This window comes from Nocardioides sp. (assembly GCF_035576065.1).
Classification (GTDB): domain Bacteria; phylum Actinomycetota; class Actinomycetes; order Propionibacteriales; family Nocardioidaceae; genus Nocardioides.
Genome location: NZ_DATLWX010000045.1, coordinates 1 through 14,683, shown reverse-complemented (window position 1 = coordinate 14,683; position 14,683 = coordinate 1). Strand labels below are relative to the sequence as shown.

Sequence of the window (14,683 nt, the reverse complement as noted above, 5' to 3'; positions counted from 1 at the left end):
GCGCTTCAATTTCTCTTGTTGAGGCCCACGCGACCTTCGTCGCCCCAGCTCAGTCCCCTTTGGGTCGCTGGACCCGCCAGGCCTCGAGCCGGCTGTAGCCCTTGACGGACACCCGGCGCAGTCGCCGGAATCGGTAGGCAGGGAGCTCGGTGTCGGTGCCTGCGGGCTGGGCAGGCTTCTCCTCGACGTGCTCGGTGCCGGCGGGACCGCGGGACGGCGCCACGGTGTCGTCCGGGCGGCCCTCCGCGGCGTCATTGCTGCCGTCGACGTCCACGACGTCCACGACGTCCTCGGCGCGCTCGTCGTCGCCGCCGTCGTCGGACAGGGCGGCGTGGGCCCCGCGGTCGATCACCACCGAGCCGGGTCGCGCCACGGACGTGAGGCGGGAGGCGATGTTGACCGTCGAGCCGAAGACATCGCCCAGGCGGTTGACGACGAGTCCGTAGGCGATGCCAGCGCGCACGGCGGGGAAGGGATCGTCCTCGTCGAGTCCACGCTCGGTGAGGGCCAGGGCGATCTCGGTGGCGGCAACCGGGTCGTCGGTGGTGAACATGATCTCGTCACCGATCGTCTTGATCACCCTGCCGCCGTGGTCGACCACCGTGCCGGTGGCGACCTGCTCGAAGTTCTCGATCCAGACGACGAGCTCGTCCTCCTCGAGGGACTTGCTGTGGGTGGTGTAGCCGACGATGTCGACGAAGCAGACGGCCATGGTGCGCTCCGGGTCGCTGGCAGAGCCGGTGCTCATGAGTCGGCTGGCAGCGCTGGTGAGGTGGCGGCGCCATACATAGGACTGCAGGGCCTCCACCCGCGGGAGCACCCCTGTCGCCAGCTCCGCCAGCCGCACGTCGGGGTCGGGGCCCTCCACCGCCAGCCCGGCGAGCAGCGACGTCTGCCACTCCGCCAGCCGTGCGTAGCTGCGTCCCCAGGTGCGGACGAGAGCGGCTTGTGAGTCCGGCCCGAGGATGCCCATGTCCATGAGGTCGGTCGTGAGTCGCAGCGCGTGGACGTCGCTCTCGGTGAAGGCGACCACCTCGTCGGTGACGTGGGCGAAGCCGAGCAGGCGCCACAGCTCCTGGGCCACCTCGAGGGGGACGCCGGCGCGCTCGGCGACCTCGACCCGGGTCAGGCTCGGCGGTCCACCCAGGAGGAAGGCCTCGATCGAGTCGAAGGCATCGCCGAGGTCCGCAGGATCACTCATGTCGGGACTCGGTGGCTCAGGCGTCGCCGTGACGTTCGCGGGCCGCGTCGTCGAGCGCCTGCGCGAACGCAGGGATGTCCGCCATCAGCTCCTCGAGCCGCTCCTTGGTGAAGTGGATGACCTCCAGCGGGGTGAGCGCGACGAGGGTGGCGGTGCGCAGGGTCCGGTTGACGATCGCTGCCTCGCCCATCACCTGCCCTGCGCCCAGCCGGGCGATCTCGGTGCCGTCGCGACGGACGGAGACCTCGCCGGAGGTGAGGATGTACGCCTTGTCGGCGGGAGTCTGCTCACCGATCGGGGACCAGCCCTCGGGGAGCTTCAGCGGCGTGCCGGCAAGTCGGACCCGCTGGGTTTCAGAGGGTGTGAGTGAGTCGAAGATGGAACTCATGAGCCTGGCCTCTCAGCTGTTGGGTGTTGACCTCCCAACGCGGATCCTCCCGCGAAGGTATGGGTGGGTCGCGGGGGTCTGTGTCACACCTCGAGCGGCTGGCGCTCGACCGGGCACGACATGCAGCGGGGCCCGCCGCGTCCCGACCCGAGCTCGGAGCCGGCGATGCGGATGACCTCGATGCCGGCCTCCTCGAGGCGGTCGTTGGTCTCGTCGTTGCGCTCGTAGGCCACGGCCACCCTCGGCGCCAGCGCCAAGGTGTTGTTGCCGTCGTCCCACTGCTCGCGCTCGGCGGTCACGGGGTCCAGGCCGGTGTCGATCTGGTGCAGCGTGTCGATCTGCATGGCCTTGGCAGCAGCAACCAGGAACGGCTCCGCGCCGGCAACGTCCAGCGTCAGGTCGACGTCGGTCTCGCCCCGCTCCCGCACCGTGACGGCGTAGGCGCGCAAGGTGTCGGCGACGTTGGGATACATCACGACCTTGTCGACGTCGACCATCGTGCACACCGTGTCGAGGTGCATGGTGGCGCGCTCCTGGGCGATCGGCACCGCGAGCACCGTGTGGGCCAGGTCTGCATGGAAGACCTGCCGGGCCAGGCGCTCGACGCCGGCCGGTGTGGTCCGCTCCCCGACCCCCACCGCGATCACGCCGGGCGCGAGCAGGAGCACGTCTCCGCCCTCGACGTGCTCGTTGTGCCATCCGTGGATCTTCTGGGTGTTGCCGGCGAAGCGCGGGTGCTCGGTGTAGATGAGCTCGGTCAGCTGCGTCTCCCGCATACGGGCGGGCATCGCGAGACTGGTGATCGCGACCCGGTCGCGGATCCACACGCTGGAGTCGCGGGTGAACAGCAGGTTGGGCAGGGGATCGATCAGGAAGTCGTACGGGCTCATCAGGCTGGTCACGAGGCCGTGACCGCCGCGCACCTCGTCGTTGCGGATCCCCTCGGTCAGCAACCCGGTGAGCTCTTCGGGGGAGGCGTCACGGAGAGCGCCGAGAAGGTAGGTGCGCAGGGTGTCGCCGAGGTGGAGCCCGCTGAGTGCGGACTGGATCGCGTGCTCGCGTGCGTCTGCGCTGCCGAGGGTCTCGGTGAGCAGCTCGGTCAGGTAGAGGACCTCGACGCCCCGCTGACGCAGGGTCTCGGCGAAGGCGTCGTGCTCCTCCTGCGCGCGACTCACCCACGGGATCCCGTCGAAGAGCAGCTTGTCGTTGTTGCGAGGGGTCAGTCGCTTCAGCTCGTTGCCGGGCCGGTGGAGCATGACGGTGGAGAGCGTGCCGACTTCGCTGTCAGCGCCGTGGGAGTGAGCCATGGGGGGAGCCTAGCGATCGTCAGCCGGCGGGCGTACCCCTGCTGGAGTCCGGAGCTGACTCCGCACAGTGCTGCGCTTCCCACTCGCCGCGGAGGATGGCGTACTCGTAGGAGTCGGTCCAGCGTCCCTTCGACCAGAAGTCGGCCAGCTTGTGGGACTCGCGTCGCATGCCCAGTCGTTCGGCCAACGCCGCCGAGCGCTGGTTCTCGGCATCCAGGTTGGCCACCACGCGGCGTACGCCGTAGTGCTCGAAGGCCACCCGGAGCAGCTCCGTCGCGGCTTCGGTGGCCAAGCCCTTCCCCGCGGCCCAGGGATACAGCGTCCAACCCATCTCCGCCGTCGCGACCCCCGCGCCCTGGAAGAAGAGCACGACGTTGCCGACCGGCTCACCCTCGTGCTCCATCACCAGACCCAGGAACCGGTGCGGGCCCTCGGGGGGCGGCTGGCAGTGCCGGTAGGTCTCGAACGTCGTCTCCGCGGCAACGCGCTCGGGGTGGAGGAGGTAGCGGACGAAGTCCGGATGGGTCCACGCCCGCGCCCGGACCGGCGCATCCTCGAGGACGACGCGGCGCAGGGTGAGGCGCTTGGTGCGGAGGGGCAGCGGTGGAGGCTGGGGGTCGTGGAACTCGGCCCGCACCATGTCGACCCACAGATCACGGACCGTGGGGCCGCCGAAGCGCAACCGGTCGTAGGCGGTCATCGGCAACAAGAGCTCGTCCAGCCCGGCGACGCTGAGCCCACCGTCGACGGCCTCGGCAAGAGACCCCTGGGCCAGCTCGTCCCGGGGATCGGCACGGAGCGCGTCGACGGCTGCCTGGGCCTGGTCGAGCAGCACCGCCCGGCGACGGATGGTGATCGGGTCGAGCGTGCGCAGGCAGACGTACTGGCCCGACAGGAAGGTGTCCCACTCGAACTCAGCCGTCGCGGGGTCGCCGGGCCAGAACTCGACGAACCAGTCGTGCAGCTCGGCGACCCCGCCGGCGGCGGCCAGGACCTCGCTGATGTCGGCCACCACCGGGGTGCCGTCGCTCAGGACGTATGCAGGGAGGGGCAGGCGTCCCACCGCGATGTCGGCCAGCTGGTCGGCCGTGGCCGGTCGGAAGTGCTCGCGCGCGTAGGCGTCGTCGGCCTCGGTCATCGGGTGCTCGCCGTTGACCTCACGAAAACGATCGCGGATGGTCACCAGATCGTTCATCGCGTCATCTCCCACACCGTCAAACATGCCATGAACAGGCACACCCCCGCGCCCAGATAATGGAGCAGGCTCAGCGTGATGCGCGCGAGCAGCACCCGCCCGACGACCACAGCGAGACCGCTCACGGCGAGCAGGGCGCCCCACGCGCCGAGGAAGACGCTGACCGGGTCGTCGTACTTCGCGGCGAGCGAGAGAGTGAGCAGCTGCGACAGGTCGCCCCACTCGGCGGCGAACAGCACGAGGAAGCTGGTCAGGACGACCCGGAAGCCCCCGGTGTTGCCGGCGTTGCCCGCTCTGGCGGCGAGCTCCTCCTCCTCGCCCTCGGCTGCGTCGTGGGCCCGGGCCTCGCGCAGCAGGATGATCGCGCCGATGAGGAACATCGCCACGGCGGCCCCCTGCACCCAGGTCTCGGGCAAGAACGTCGCCGCCTTGCCCAGCCCGACCGCGACCAGCGACTGGACGAGGAACGCGAGCGCCACGCCGATCCACACCAGCAGGGGCCGGAACCTGGTCGAGAGCACCAGGGTGGCGATGAAGGTCTTGTCGGGCAGCTCGACGACGAAGATCGCCGCGAAGGTCAGCGCGACGACGACGAGATCCACGCGGGCGACCCTACGGCCGCAAGCGTCTCAGCCCCGAAGTAGCGCCCGGGTGGCTGCGATCGCGTCCGCGAGGACGTCGTTGGCGGGACGCCCCAGGGAGGCGGCGGCTCGGGCGACGTCGTCCCACTCCGGCTGTGCGTTGACCACCTCGTCGCCGTCCATGGCCAGCTTGACGTCGATGGCGTGACCCGACACGTCGACCGACACCATCTCCCGGTCCAGCGCGTGCTTGTCGAGAGGGATCTGGCGTACGCCGATGGTGGAGGTCTGGCGCCAGATCGCCGACCGCACGGCCTCGGCCCGGTCGCTGCTGGTCAGGACCGACAGCGTGTGGGCGGGGCGCCCCTTCTTCATCAGGATCGGCGTGAGCCACGCGTCGCTCGCGCCAGCGACGAGAAGGGCGGCGATGACGGAGGGCCAGACCCGAGGGTCCAGATCGTCGATGTTGGACTCGATGAGCAGGGGTCGCTCGTCGCGCCCGGCGGAGGTGCCCACGAGGAGACGGAGGACGTTGGCATGCGTGTCCGGGTCTCGCCCGCCGGCCCCGATCCCGACCTCGTTCACGGTCATCGCGGGCTGAGGGCCCCACGCGTCGGCGACCGTGGTCAGCAGTGCAGCACCGGTGGGCGTGCACGACTCGGCGCTGCCAGGACCAGCCAGGGACGGTACGCCGCGGAGCAGCTCGACGACCGCAGGCGGCGGCACCGGCATCTGCCCGTGCGCGCCCGTGATCGTGCCGGACCCGACGGCGACGGGGGAGACGGTGACGCGAGGGAGGTCGCCCGGACCCGTGTCGTCGCTGCCCACCAGCCAGACGAAACCGGCGCACACACCCACGACGTCCGCGATCGCGTCGAGCGCGCCGACCTCGTGGAAGGACACGTCGAGCGGGTCGGCACCATGGACGCGCGCCTCGGCGACGGCGAGCCGCTCGAAGCAGCGGAGGGCCAGGTCTCGCACCTGCGGGTCCAGGTCGGCAGACCCGAGCAGGGTGCGGATCTCACGCCAGCTGCGGTGGTGCACCGAGTCGGCCACCACGACGTGGCAGCGCAGGGCGGCGAAGCCGTTGCGGCTGACCGGCTCCGGTCGCAGCGAGACGGGCTCGGGTGCGACCGCGTCGATGCTTGCCGTCAGGACCTCCAGGGGCACCCCGGCCCCCACCAACGCCCCGAGGAGCATGTCGCCGCTCGCGCCGGCAGAGGCGTCGATCCAGATGCTCACCGCTCCACCTCCACCCGGGGCTCGACCCGGCAGATCCGGGCGGCGGCCACGCCTGCGCCGTACCCGTTGTCGATGTTGACCACGGTGACCCCGGGGGCACAGGAGTTGAGCATCCCGAGGAGCGCTGCGAGGCCGCCGAACGAGGCGCCGTAGCCGATGCTCGTGGGCACTGCGATGAGTGGGGCACCCACCAGTCCGCCGACGACCGACGGCAGGGCGCCCTCCATCCCGGCGACGACGATCAGCACGTCGAGCGACTCGAGGCTGTCGCGCACCGCGAGCAGGCGGTGGAGGCCGGCGACGCCCACGTCGTTGATGACCACGGCCTCGGCGCCGTGCACGGCGACGGTCAGGGCCGCCTCGGCGGCGACGGGGGCGTCGGAGGTGCCGGCGGAGATGATGCCCACCCGTCCGCGCTGGGCCGGCAGGGGGCCCCACGTGGCAGCACGTGCCACGCGGTGAACTTCGGCGCCGACGGCCGCAGCCGCGTCCATCGCCTCGGGACTCAGCCGGGTGGCCAGGACGGCGCGGTCGGGGTGGCGCTCGTGCAGGGTGGTCAGGATCGCGGCCACCTGCTCCGGGGTCTTGCCGGCGCCGTACACGACCTCGGGATCACCGGTGCGGGCCGCGCGGTCCAGGTCGATCCGGGCGAAGCCCAGGTCGGCGGTGCGGTTGTCGTCCACCCGGCGAACCTAGCGGCTGCGGAACTCGTCGGCGGGATAGACGCCGAGGACCTTGACCTCGGTGGTGAAGAAGGCCAGCTCCTCCAGGGCGTTCCTGACCCCCGGGTCATCGGGGTGACCGTCGACCTCGGCGAGGAACTGGGTGGCGGTGAAGTGGCCCTCGACCATGTAGCTCTCCAGCTTGGTCATGTTGACCCCGTTGGTGGCGAAGCCACCGAGCGCCTTGTAGAGCGCGGCCGGCAGGTTGCGCACGTTGAAGATGAAGGTCGTGACCACGTGGCCGCCGTCGCGGGGGGCCTGGTCGAAGTCGCGGGAGAGCACGATGAAACGCGTGGTGTTGTGCTCCTCGTCCTCCACGTCCCGGCGCAGGATCTCCAGGCCGTAGATCTCGGCGGCCAGCGGCGGCGCGATCGCCGCCTGGGTCGGGTCCTGCGCCTCCGCGACCTCGCGGGCGGCACCGGCGGTGTCCCCCGAGACGACGGGGGTCAGTCCGAGCTCCCGGATCACTCCGCGGCACTGGCCCAGGGCGTGGACGTGGCTGTGGACCGTGCGCAACGACGATGTCGTGGCTCCGGGAGCGGCCATCAGGGCGAACTGGATGCGCAGGAACCTCTCCCCGACGATGTGCAGGTCGCTGGTCGGCAGGAAGTGGTGGATGTCGGCCACCCGGCCGGCGATCGAGTTGTCGATCGGGATCATCGCCAGGTCCGCCTCGCCGGCCTCCACACTCGCGAAGGCGTCCTCGAACGATGCGCACGCGACGGCCTCCCAGCCGGGGTAGTGCTGTTGGCACACGAGGTGGGAGTTGGCACCCGGCTCGCCCTGGTAGGCGATCCTGGGGCGCGGGGAGGGCGGGGCTGGCGGGACGGGGGTCACGGTCGCGATCTTTCCACGCGCGGTCGTGTCGCGACCGCGTCGTCTCAGGTGCCGCCTAGTGTCGGCACCGTGCTGATCGTCGCTGTCCTTGCCCTGGTCGCCGCCTCGGCGGCTCTCGTCCTGGCGGTGGTCGCACTGCGGCGTACGGCGACGGCGAAGCGCCCCTCCGTCGACGCGCTGCCCGAGGACGTCCACGGCCTCCGCCAGGAGGTCGCCGCCCTCAAGGTCGAGGCGGCCGATGCGCTGCGGCACCTCTCCGTCGTGCGCTACGACGCGTTCGGCGACGTGGGCGGACACCTGAGCTGGAGCATCGCGCTCCTCGACGACGCCGGGAACGGCGTCGTCCTCACCTCGATCCACGGTCGGAGCGAGGCAAGGACGTACGCCAAGTCGATCACCGCCTGGTCGTGCGAGCAGCAGCTCTCGCCCGAGGAGGACGAAGCGATCGCGCACGCTCGGCCGTAGGTGTCACAGGGACGCCCGGTTGTCGCCCACGTAGTAGGGGACGTCGCCGTACTCACTGGCGTCGACCGGGTCGGCCACCTCCTCGAGGGCGCCATCGACCCACATCCGCACCATGGTCGTGGTGGTGCCTTCGATGGCGGTCGCGATGATGGTGCTCCCCGACTCCCACGCCGGCCGGATGAGGGTGACCTGCTTCCGGCCCGCAGACGCGAACTCGGCCACCAGGTCGCCGGTCCGCGAGTCGAGCATGGAGACCATGGTCGGGCCCAAGCCGTCGGAGTCGGCCGCCGTCGCCATGACGTACGCGCCGTCAGGGCTGAACGAGCCGAGCTTGTAGTCGCAGGTCTCCCACGCCGGCGCCAACGTGGCCGCTTTGATGACGGCGAAGCACCCGGTGTTGTCGGTGCTCGAGGTCTGCACCGAGATCAGTCCGTTGACGGGATCGACTCCGAGGGCGTTGAGGTACGGCAGCTCGATGGTCAGCCCCTCCGGCGTGGCCAGACCGACCGTGGTCCCGCTCCGGCTCTGGGTCTCGTAGACCACCGAGTCCGGTCCGAGGATCCCGACGACACCGGCGGGCGGAGACGAGGGGAGCTCCCAGGAGGTCGTCTTGTCCGGGTCGGTGGTGGACCGGAGTTCCAGCGTCTGGACGCCGTTCTCAGGGACCACCCACGAGACGTAGTCACGCTCCGGCGTGGTCGCGAAGCCGTAGCCCGACGCCGGGGAGCTGCCCAGCCGCTCGAAGTCCTCGGACAGGTAGATCACCTCCTCACGATTCGGGCCGAGGGCGATCCAGCCGCCCGCGGCGCTGCTGGGCACCAGCGCCTGGTAGCTCTCGGGCAGCTGCTGGGTCCCCTCACCGGGGAGCACGACGCCGTCGACCGTGAAGTACTCGATCTCGGGTGCGTGGCCGTGCGGCAGTCCGTTGACCGTCAGCGTGGTGCGTGACACCTCGGCCGGGACGCTCGGCGACGGTGCCGGCTGGATCTCGTCCTTGCTCTGCAGCGTGCCGCCGACGGTGAGTCCCACCGGGACGATCACCGCGACGGCGGCCGCGAGGGCGATTCCTGCCGTGATCCGGCGGTTGCGGCGGATCCGGTGGGCCCGGCCCTGCACCTCGCTGAAGCCGAAGGGCACGGTGCTCATCCCGTCCACCTGCTGGTGCAGGTCGCGGCCGAGCATCTGCTCGAGCTCGTCGTGGTGGGTGTTCATCGCTCCTCCTCGGTGGTGCTGGGGTCAAGCTCGGGTGCGCGTTCGCGCAGCGTGGCGAGCGCGCGGCTGGCCTGGGACTTCACGGTCCCGACGGAGATGCCGAGGATCTCGGCCGTCTCGGCCTCGCTCAGCTGCTCGTAGTAGCGGAGGACGACGACTGCGCGCGCCTTGCGCGGCAGGGTCTGGACGAGGTCCCACAGCGCACCTCGGGCACCCACGTCGTACTCGTCGACGACGTGTCGCTCCGGGATCGTCTCGCTGGCGAACTCCCGCTTCTTCCAGGCGCGACGCCACAACGAGTTGTTCTCGTTGACCATGATCCGCCGTACGTAGCCGTCGAGCGAGCCCCGGTCATGGACCTTGTCCCACGACAGGTACAGCTTCGCCAGCGACGTCTGGACCAGGTCCTCGGCGCTGTGCCGGTCTCCGGTCAGCAGGTACGCCGTACGCAGCAACCCTGCTTGTCGGGCGTGCATGTATTCCGCGAACTCGTCGTCGCGTCTCTGCGCTCGGTCGCCCATGCCCACCCCCGTTCTCACCAGTGTCTCCATCGTTCCCCTCCATCGGTTCGAGACCAAGACGCAGATGGGGGAGGGAAGGTTGCAATTTCAGCGGGGGTCAGCGGGCCGCCTCCAGCTCATGGAGCAGTGCACGCAGCGGCGGCCACTGATCCCGGCCACGCCGTGTCACGGCGTACGCACGAAGTCGGACGCCAGGGTCATTGATCGGCAGGACCTTGACCCCGGAGTGCGACGCGCGGCTGCTCGGTAGCAACGCGACACCGAGACCGGCGACGATGAGCTTGTCGACGAGCTCGAGGGAGTCGATGCGATGGACGACGCGGGGCGTGAAACCCGCCAGGGTCGCGAGGGCGCGCAGCACGTCCTCGTCGGCGGTGTGGCGCGAGTTCACGATCCAGTCGCTGCCGGCGAAATCTGCGAACGACATTCGTCGTTCACCCGTGGGTACCCCGAGCCCCCACTCGACGTCCCAGATGTACGTCACTGCGTGGTCGTTGCGCCACGCCATCGGCGCCAGGTCGTAGTCGTAGGTGAGGACCAGGTCGACGTCGTCGCGGGCCAGCAGGTCGTAGCACTCCAGCGGCTCGTGCTCGTGGACCCGCACCTCGACGCCGGGGTGGATGGACGCGAGGTTGCCCATCGCCGGGATGAGCGAGCGGGTGACAGCACTGGCGAACCCGGCCACGCGCAACACTCCGGCCGGTTCGGCGCTCGGGTCGAGGTCGAGACGGGCTGCGTCGACGGCGGCGAGGATGGCGACGGCGTGCTCGGCCAACCGCCGCCCGGCCGGGGTGAGCCGGACCCGCCGACCGTCGGGTTCCACCAACGGCGTGCCGACGTCTCGGGCCAGGGCCGCGATCGCCTGGGAGACGTTCGACGTCGACGTCGACAGCTCGGCGGCCACCTGGTGCATGGAACCCAGCCGCGAGAACTCGAGCAGGAAGCGCAACCGCCGAACGTCCATGCACTCATCGTGAACGATATGTCCGTCAAAGTCACGTGGACGTGAATGGTGGTACGACGTTCACTGGACCCATGAATCAACCCTCTTCCCGCACCGGCGCTTCCATGGCGGTTGCCGCCATGCTGTGCGTCCAGCTCGGTCTCGCCGTCTCCATCGGTCTCATCGACGAACTCGGCGCCGCGGGTGCGGCGTGGCTGCGCCTGACCTGGGGAGCCATCCTCCTTGTGGCCATCGTGCGCCCGCGCCCCTCGGCGTTCTCCCGCAAGGCGGTGCGCGCCAGCGTTGGCCTGGGATTCGCCACCGCCGGCGCGACCATCCTCTTCATGGCGGCACTCACGCGGCTCCCGCTCGGCACGGCGAGCGCCCTCGAGTTCCTCGGTCCATTGGGCGTCGCCATCGTCCGCGGGCGCGGCGTGGGTCGTCTCTGGGCACTGGCGGCGCTCATCGGGGTGCTGCTGCTCACCCAGCCGTGGGCAGGAACCGCTGACCCGGTCGGCATCGCCTACGCCCTGGCCGCGGCGGTCTGCTGGGCGTCGTACATCGTGCTGACCCAGAAGGTCGGCGACGAGGTCAGCGGAATCGCGGGACTGGCGATCTCGATGCCGGTCGCGGCGTTGGTGGCCACGGTCGTCGCGGGTCACGGTGTCGTCGGGCGCCTCACACCGGAGCTTCTCATCCTCGGCCTCGGCCTGGCGCTCCTGCTCCCCGTCATCCCGTTCGTGCTCGAGCTGATCGCCCTGAGACGGCTCACGACTGGAGCCTTCGGGACGTTGATGGCGCTCGAACCCGCCTTCGCGCTGCTCATCGGCTTCGTGGCTCTCCACCAGAAGCCCAACCTGCTGGCAGTCCTCGGGATCGGGTTCGTCGTCGCCGCCGGCATAGGTGCCGCGCGCAGCGGTGCCCGGACCGACGACGCGCCGCGTGTCCACAGCGCGAGCTCGCCCGAGGTTGCGCCGTCAGTTCGGTGAGGTGGCCCCGCACCATCCGCACGGACTCAGTCGCGTCGACGGTGAACGTCGAGCGCCAGTTGCAATGTCCCGATGGCGACGAGGATGACGACGATGTTGATCACCATCGGGTCATCCGTCCACATGCCGAGTGCCAGGACGACCAGTGCCAGCAGATACGGAACCGGCACGTATCGCATCTGATCCTCCTGCCGAGCTGATTGATCCCTGTGGTCGCAGCGACCACCGCGGACGCATGTGGCGTTCCTGGCACAACGGAGTATGGAGGGTCGCGGCAGGGTCCGGACGATGCGGTGAGGCTCCGCCGATGAGCGAGTTCGTCGTGGGCGACTTTCGGGACAGCGAGCGCCGCGCGATGGTTGTCGTTCAGGAGTGGTGCTGACCCCCTGCCTGCGATGCCATCCGTTCGTGGTGTCGGTGGCGAACCCACGACATGAGTCAGCCTGACACCATGTTCGCCAGCAGCAGCGTGCCTCGCCATCTCGTCCGGGGAGCGCTGGGTCTGCCGATGATGGTGGCGGCTTTCGTGCTGGTGCCGTGGCTGGGACCGGTCGCGCTCCTGCTCCTCGTGCCGGCCGTGGTGCTGCTGCGCGGGTGCCCGACGTGCTGGGCCCTCGGTCTCGCCCAGACCTGTGCGCTCAGCCCGCAGGAGTCAGCGGCACCCATCGAGGCAGACGTCGCAGGTTCCGCGGAGCGGATCGCTTGACACCTGTGGTATAGTCGGTGAAACGCTTCATCCGGTCACCGGGTAGTCAAGATGCCGAGCTGGATGAGCAAGTCGCGAGGGTCAGTAATTGCCCGTGAGGGCCTCCAGGAGCGGCGATCGTCCAACCACGTCCGTGGTGGGACATCGTCGAAAGGAGGCCAACCGTGACCGATCCCACCGCCCGACACGCGATCCTGGCCGCCGCCTCGGTGATGGACCAGGCACTGAAGTCGGTCGCTGACACCAACCCCACCTTCATGGCGACCGACGACAAGGCCGCCGCGTTGGTCGAGCTGTCCCGCATCGGGGCCCGTGTCACCGAGCTCAGGCTGCGGGTCCTCGCCGACGCCGCCGACGTCGCCGACGCGACGGGTGCCCGCGACGCAGCTTCGTGGCTGGCCCACCAGACCCACGCCCGGTTCGAGGACGCTCGCGCCGACCTCCGCCTCGCCACCACGCTCGACCGCGACCGGGGCGTCGTCGCAACCGCGCTCCGCGAGGGCCGCGTCAACACGGCGCAGGCGCGCGTCATCGTCCGCGCCCTCGACGCCCTCCCCGACGACGTGCCTGCCGACGTGACGCGCCTGGCCGAAGAGACGCTGGTGGGCTACGCAGCGGACTTCGACCCTCGCGAGCTGGCTCGCCTGGGCCGCCACGTGCTCGAGGTCGTGGCCCCCGATCTCGTCGACGCCGCGGAAGGGCGACGGCTCGAGAAGCTCGAGGTTGAGGCACACAGCCAGACCCGCCTCACCCTGCGTCGTCTCGGCGACGGCACCACCCGCCTGTCCGGACGGCTCCCTGACGCGTCGGCGACCCGCCTGGCGACGTACCTCGAGGCCTTCGCCAACCCTCGCAAGGCCGAGCACGCCGACCCGGGCGCGGAGGGCGACCTCTTCACGCGGCTGCCCTACCCGCGCCGGCTGGGCGAGGCACTCTGTCAGTTCCTCGAGACCATCGACCCCGCCCGGCTGCCCATCCATGGTGGAGACGCCACCACCGTCGTCGTCACCGTGAGCCTGGAGGCCCTTCGCGCCGAGGTCGCCGCAGCCACCCTGCTCGGCGGCGGACTCGTGCCCGGCGACGACCTCACCGGCGATACGATCTCCGCCTCCGATGTCCGCCGACTGGCCCGCAACGCCAAGATCCTCCCGGCCGTCCTCGGCGGGCAGTCCGAGGTCCTCGACCTGGGTCGCGCCCGCCGGATCTTCACCCCGCCGCAGCGCAGGGCGCTCCTGATCCGCGACGGCACCTGCCGCGCCGAGGGGTGCGACATCCCCGGCACCTGGTCCGAGGCGCACCACTGGATCCCGTGGACATCAGGCGGCCTCACCGACATCGTCAACGCCGTCCTGTTGTGCAGTCACCACCATCATCGCGCCCACGACTCGGCATACCAGGTCGAGCGGCTGCCCAACGGGGACGTGCGGTTCAACCTCCGCCGGTGAGGAGTGCGCTGACGTATGGCGACAGACCGGTGCGCGACTCCTTGCTGATGGGTCCAGCCGGCGGGCCGCATCACTGAGGCCGGACCGCCTCGATCCTGACCTTGCTCACGTCGATCTCGTAGGGATGACCCCCCGTGTATTGGGCCATGTAGAGGCCAACCGTCGAGCCTGGGCCGGCAAGCAGCCGGTTGCGGAAGGCAGCAAATTCGTGAGGCCCGTTGTCTCCGTCGTTGACATAGGGGTCGGTGTCGTACCAGTGCAGGCCCTTGTCGAAGTCGAGGGGGTCGCCGTCGTTGCCGTGGGTGCCGTTGAGCCACGTCTCGTCGATGGTCCACTCGATGGCTCGGGTCTGGCCCGCCTCCACGCGGAACTTCGCCGTGGCGGCGGCGTGCGCGTAGTTCGAGAGGAAGCCGTCGGCCACGTAGTCGATGAGCGACAACTTGATCTCGGCGTACTGGTCGGGGTCGGTGGGGTCGACGTAGACCGGGGTCACCACGGCAGTCACCTTGATCGAGGTGGCGGTCGCCGCCGGGGTCCCATCGAGCACGGCCACCCAGTCAGCAGCCCACGCGGACGAGATCCGGATGCGAGTGGCGGGGTCGTCGTCGGACAGTGCGGCCGGCCCGGGGAGGTAGTTGTTGCCGGTTTGCGACCCCATCACGTTCGGAAGGTCGGGGTCGTCCCCGTCGAGAGCGCCCTCATACACCTCGGTCCGGCTGATGGGCAGTGTCGTGGAGGTCGTGGGAGTGGGGGTGGTGGGAGAAGGCGTCGTCGGCGTGGTTGTCGGCGTGGGCGTCGGGGTGGGGGTGGTCGTCGGCGTGGGCGTCGGGGAGGGCGTCGTTGGAGGCGGCGGCTCCTCGACCGAGCAGTCTGCCGGCCAGGTCTTGGGTGGGACCAGCTGGAACTCGCCCTGGGCTATGGGGATCACG

At 70.2% G+C, this 14,683-nt stretch carries 17 protein-coding genes; 4 read left to right on the top strand and 13 right to left on the bottom strand.

Annotated features, from left to right (window positions below; all coding sequences use genetic code 11):
- Positions 1–49 precede the first annotated feature (49 nt).
- The 8 genes from VNJ48_RS20395 to VNJ48_RS20360 form a co-directional block, all read right to left on the bottom strand.
- Entirely contained in the window at positions 50–1,201 is a 1,152-nt protein-coding gene (locus VNJ48_RS20395) for an adenylate/guanylate cyclase domain-containing protein (RefSeq protein ID WP_325605559.1), read from the bottom strand.
- Between the two features lie 16 nt (positions 1,202–1,217).
- Positions 1,218–1,589, bottom strand: coding sequence for a cyclic nucleotide-binding domain-containing protein (locus VNJ48_RS20390; RefSeq protein WP_325605557.1), 372 nt, complete (start codon positions 1,587–1,589; stop codon positions 1,218–1,220).
- A gap of 83 nt (positions 1,590–1,672) precedes the next feature.
- Positions 1,673–2,896: an arginine deiminase gene (locus VNJ48_RS20385; protein ID WP_325605556.1), complete on the bottom strand. Its 1,224-nt coding sequence runs from the start codon at positions 2,894–2,896 to the stop codon at positions 1,673–1,675.
- Positions 2,897–2,915: 19 nt separating this feature from the next.
- The gene (locus VNJ48_RS20380; RefSeq protein WP_325605555.1) at positions 2,916–4,091 is read right to left on the bottom strand and encodes a GNAT family N-acetyltransferase; all 1,176 of its coding nucleotides are present in this window, start codon (positions 4,089–4,091) and stop codon (positions 2,916–2,918) included.
- Complete coding sequence (locus tag VNJ48_RS20375) at positions 4,088–4,693, bottom strand: TMEM165/GDT1 family protein (protein WP_325605554.1); 606 nt, start codon at positions 4,691–4,693, stop codon at positions 4,088–4,090. The genes VNJ48_RS20380 and VNJ48_RS20375 overlap by 4 nt, the downstream gene beginning before the upstream one ends.
- A gap of 27 nt (positions 4,694–4,720) precedes the next feature.
- Complete coding sequence (larC, locus tag VNJ48_RS20370) at positions 4,721–5,914, bottom strand: nickel pincer cofactor biosynthesis protein LarC (protein WP_325605553.1); 1,194 nt, start codon at positions 5,912–5,914, stop codon at positions 4,721–4,723.
- The gene (gene larB, locus VNJ48_RS20365; RefSeq protein ID WP_325605552.1) at positions 5,911–6,597 is read right to left on the bottom strand and encodes a nickel pincer cofactor biosynthesis protein LarB; all 687 of its coding nucleotides are present in this window, start codon (positions 6,595–6,597) and stop codon (positions 5,911–5,913) included. The genes larC and larB overlap by 4 nt, the downstream gene beginning before the upstream one ends.
- A 9-nt stretch (positions 6,598–6,606) precedes the next feature.
- Complete coding sequence (locus VNJ48_RS20360) at positions 6,607–7,473, bottom strand: prephenate dehydratase (RefSeq protein WP_325605551.1); 867 nt, start codon at positions 7,471–7,473, stop codon at positions 6,607–6,609.
- Between the two features lie 69 nt (positions 7,474–7,542).
- On the opposite strand from VNJ48_RS20360, the gene VNJ48_RS20355 reads away from it, so the two are divergent.
- Complete coding sequence (locus VNJ48_RS20355) at positions 7,543–7,938, top strand: DUF4446 family protein (RefSeq protein ID WP_325605549.1); 396 nt, start codon at positions 7,543–7,545, stop codon at positions 7,936–7,938.
- A gap of 3 nt (positions 7,939–7,941) precedes the next feature.
- On the opposite strand, the gene VNJ48_RS20350 is transcribed toward VNJ48_RS20355, so the two are convergent.
- The 3 genes from VNJ48_RS20350 to VNJ48_RS20340 all read right to left on the bottom strand — a co-directional run bounded on the left by VNJ48_RS20350 (position 7,942) and on the right by VNJ48_RS20340 (position 10,635).
- Complete coding sequence (locus VNJ48_RS20350) at positions 7,942–9,150, bottom strand: hypothetical protein (protein WP_325605548.1); 1,209 nt, start codon at positions 9,148–9,150, stop codon at positions 7,942–7,944.
- Complete coding sequence (locus VNJ48_RS20345; RefSeq protein ID WP_325605546.1) at positions 9,147–9,689, bottom strand: SigE family RNA polymerase sigma factor; 543 nt, start codon at positions 9,687–9,689, stop codon at positions 9,147–9,149. Before VNJ48_RS20345 ends, VNJ48_RS20350 begins: the two co-directional genes overlap by 4 nt.
- Positions 9,690–9,768: 79 nt before the next feature.
- Positions 9,769–10,635 carry a LysR family transcriptional regulator gene (locus VNJ48_RS20340; RefSeq protein WP_325605544.1) on the bottom strand — a complete coding sequence of 289 codons (867 nt, stop codon included), beginning with the start codon at positions 10,633–10,635 and terminating at the stop codon, positions 9,769–9,771.
- A 71-nt stretch (positions 10,636–10,706) separates the two neighbouring features.
- Between VNJ48_RS20340 and VNJ48_RS20335 the strand changes: the two genes are divergently transcribed.
- Positions 10,707–11,603 (top strand): EamA family transporter, encoded by an 897-nt coding sequence (locus tag VNJ48_RS20335; protein WP_325605542.1) that lies wholly within the window; start codon positions 10,707–10,709, stop codon positions 11,601–11,603.
- A gap of 26 nt (positions 11,604–11,629) precedes the next feature.
- On the opposite strand, the gene VNJ48_RS20330 is transcribed toward VNJ48_RS20335, so the two are convergent.
- The gene (locus VNJ48_RS20330) at positions 11,630–11,773 is read right to left on the bottom strand and encodes a hypothetical protein (RefSeq protein WP_325605540.1); all 144 of its coding nucleotides are present in this window, start codon (positions 11,771–11,773) and stop codon (positions 11,630–11,632) included.
- Positions 11,774–12,036: 263 nt separating this feature from the next.
- On the opposite strand from VNJ48_RS20330, the gene VNJ48_RS20325 reads away from it, so the two are divergent.
- Both VNJ48_RS20325 and VNJ48_RS20320 read left to right on the top strand, forming a co-directional pair.
- Positions 12,037–12,309, top strand: coding sequence for a hypothetical protein (locus VNJ48_RS20325; protein WP_325605538.1), 273 nt, complete (start codon positions 12,037–12,039; stop codon positions 12,307–12,309).
- A gap of 164 nt (positions 12,310–12,473) precedes the next feature.
- Positions 12,474–13,754 carry an HNH endonuclease signature motif containing protein gene (locus VNJ48_RS20320; RefSeq protein WP_325605536.1) on the top strand — a complete coding sequence of 427 codons (1,281 nt, stop codon included), beginning with the start codon at positions 12,474–12,476 and terminating at the stop codon, positions 13,752–13,754.
- Positions 13,755–13,824: 70 nt separating this feature from the next.
- Here the strand turns inward: VNJ48_RS20320 and VNJ48_RS20315 are convergent.
- A partial coding sequence (locus VNJ48_RS20315) for a hypothetical protein (RefSeq protein WP_325605534.1) occupies positions 13,825–14,683 on the bottom strand: 859 nt, incomplete at its 5' end.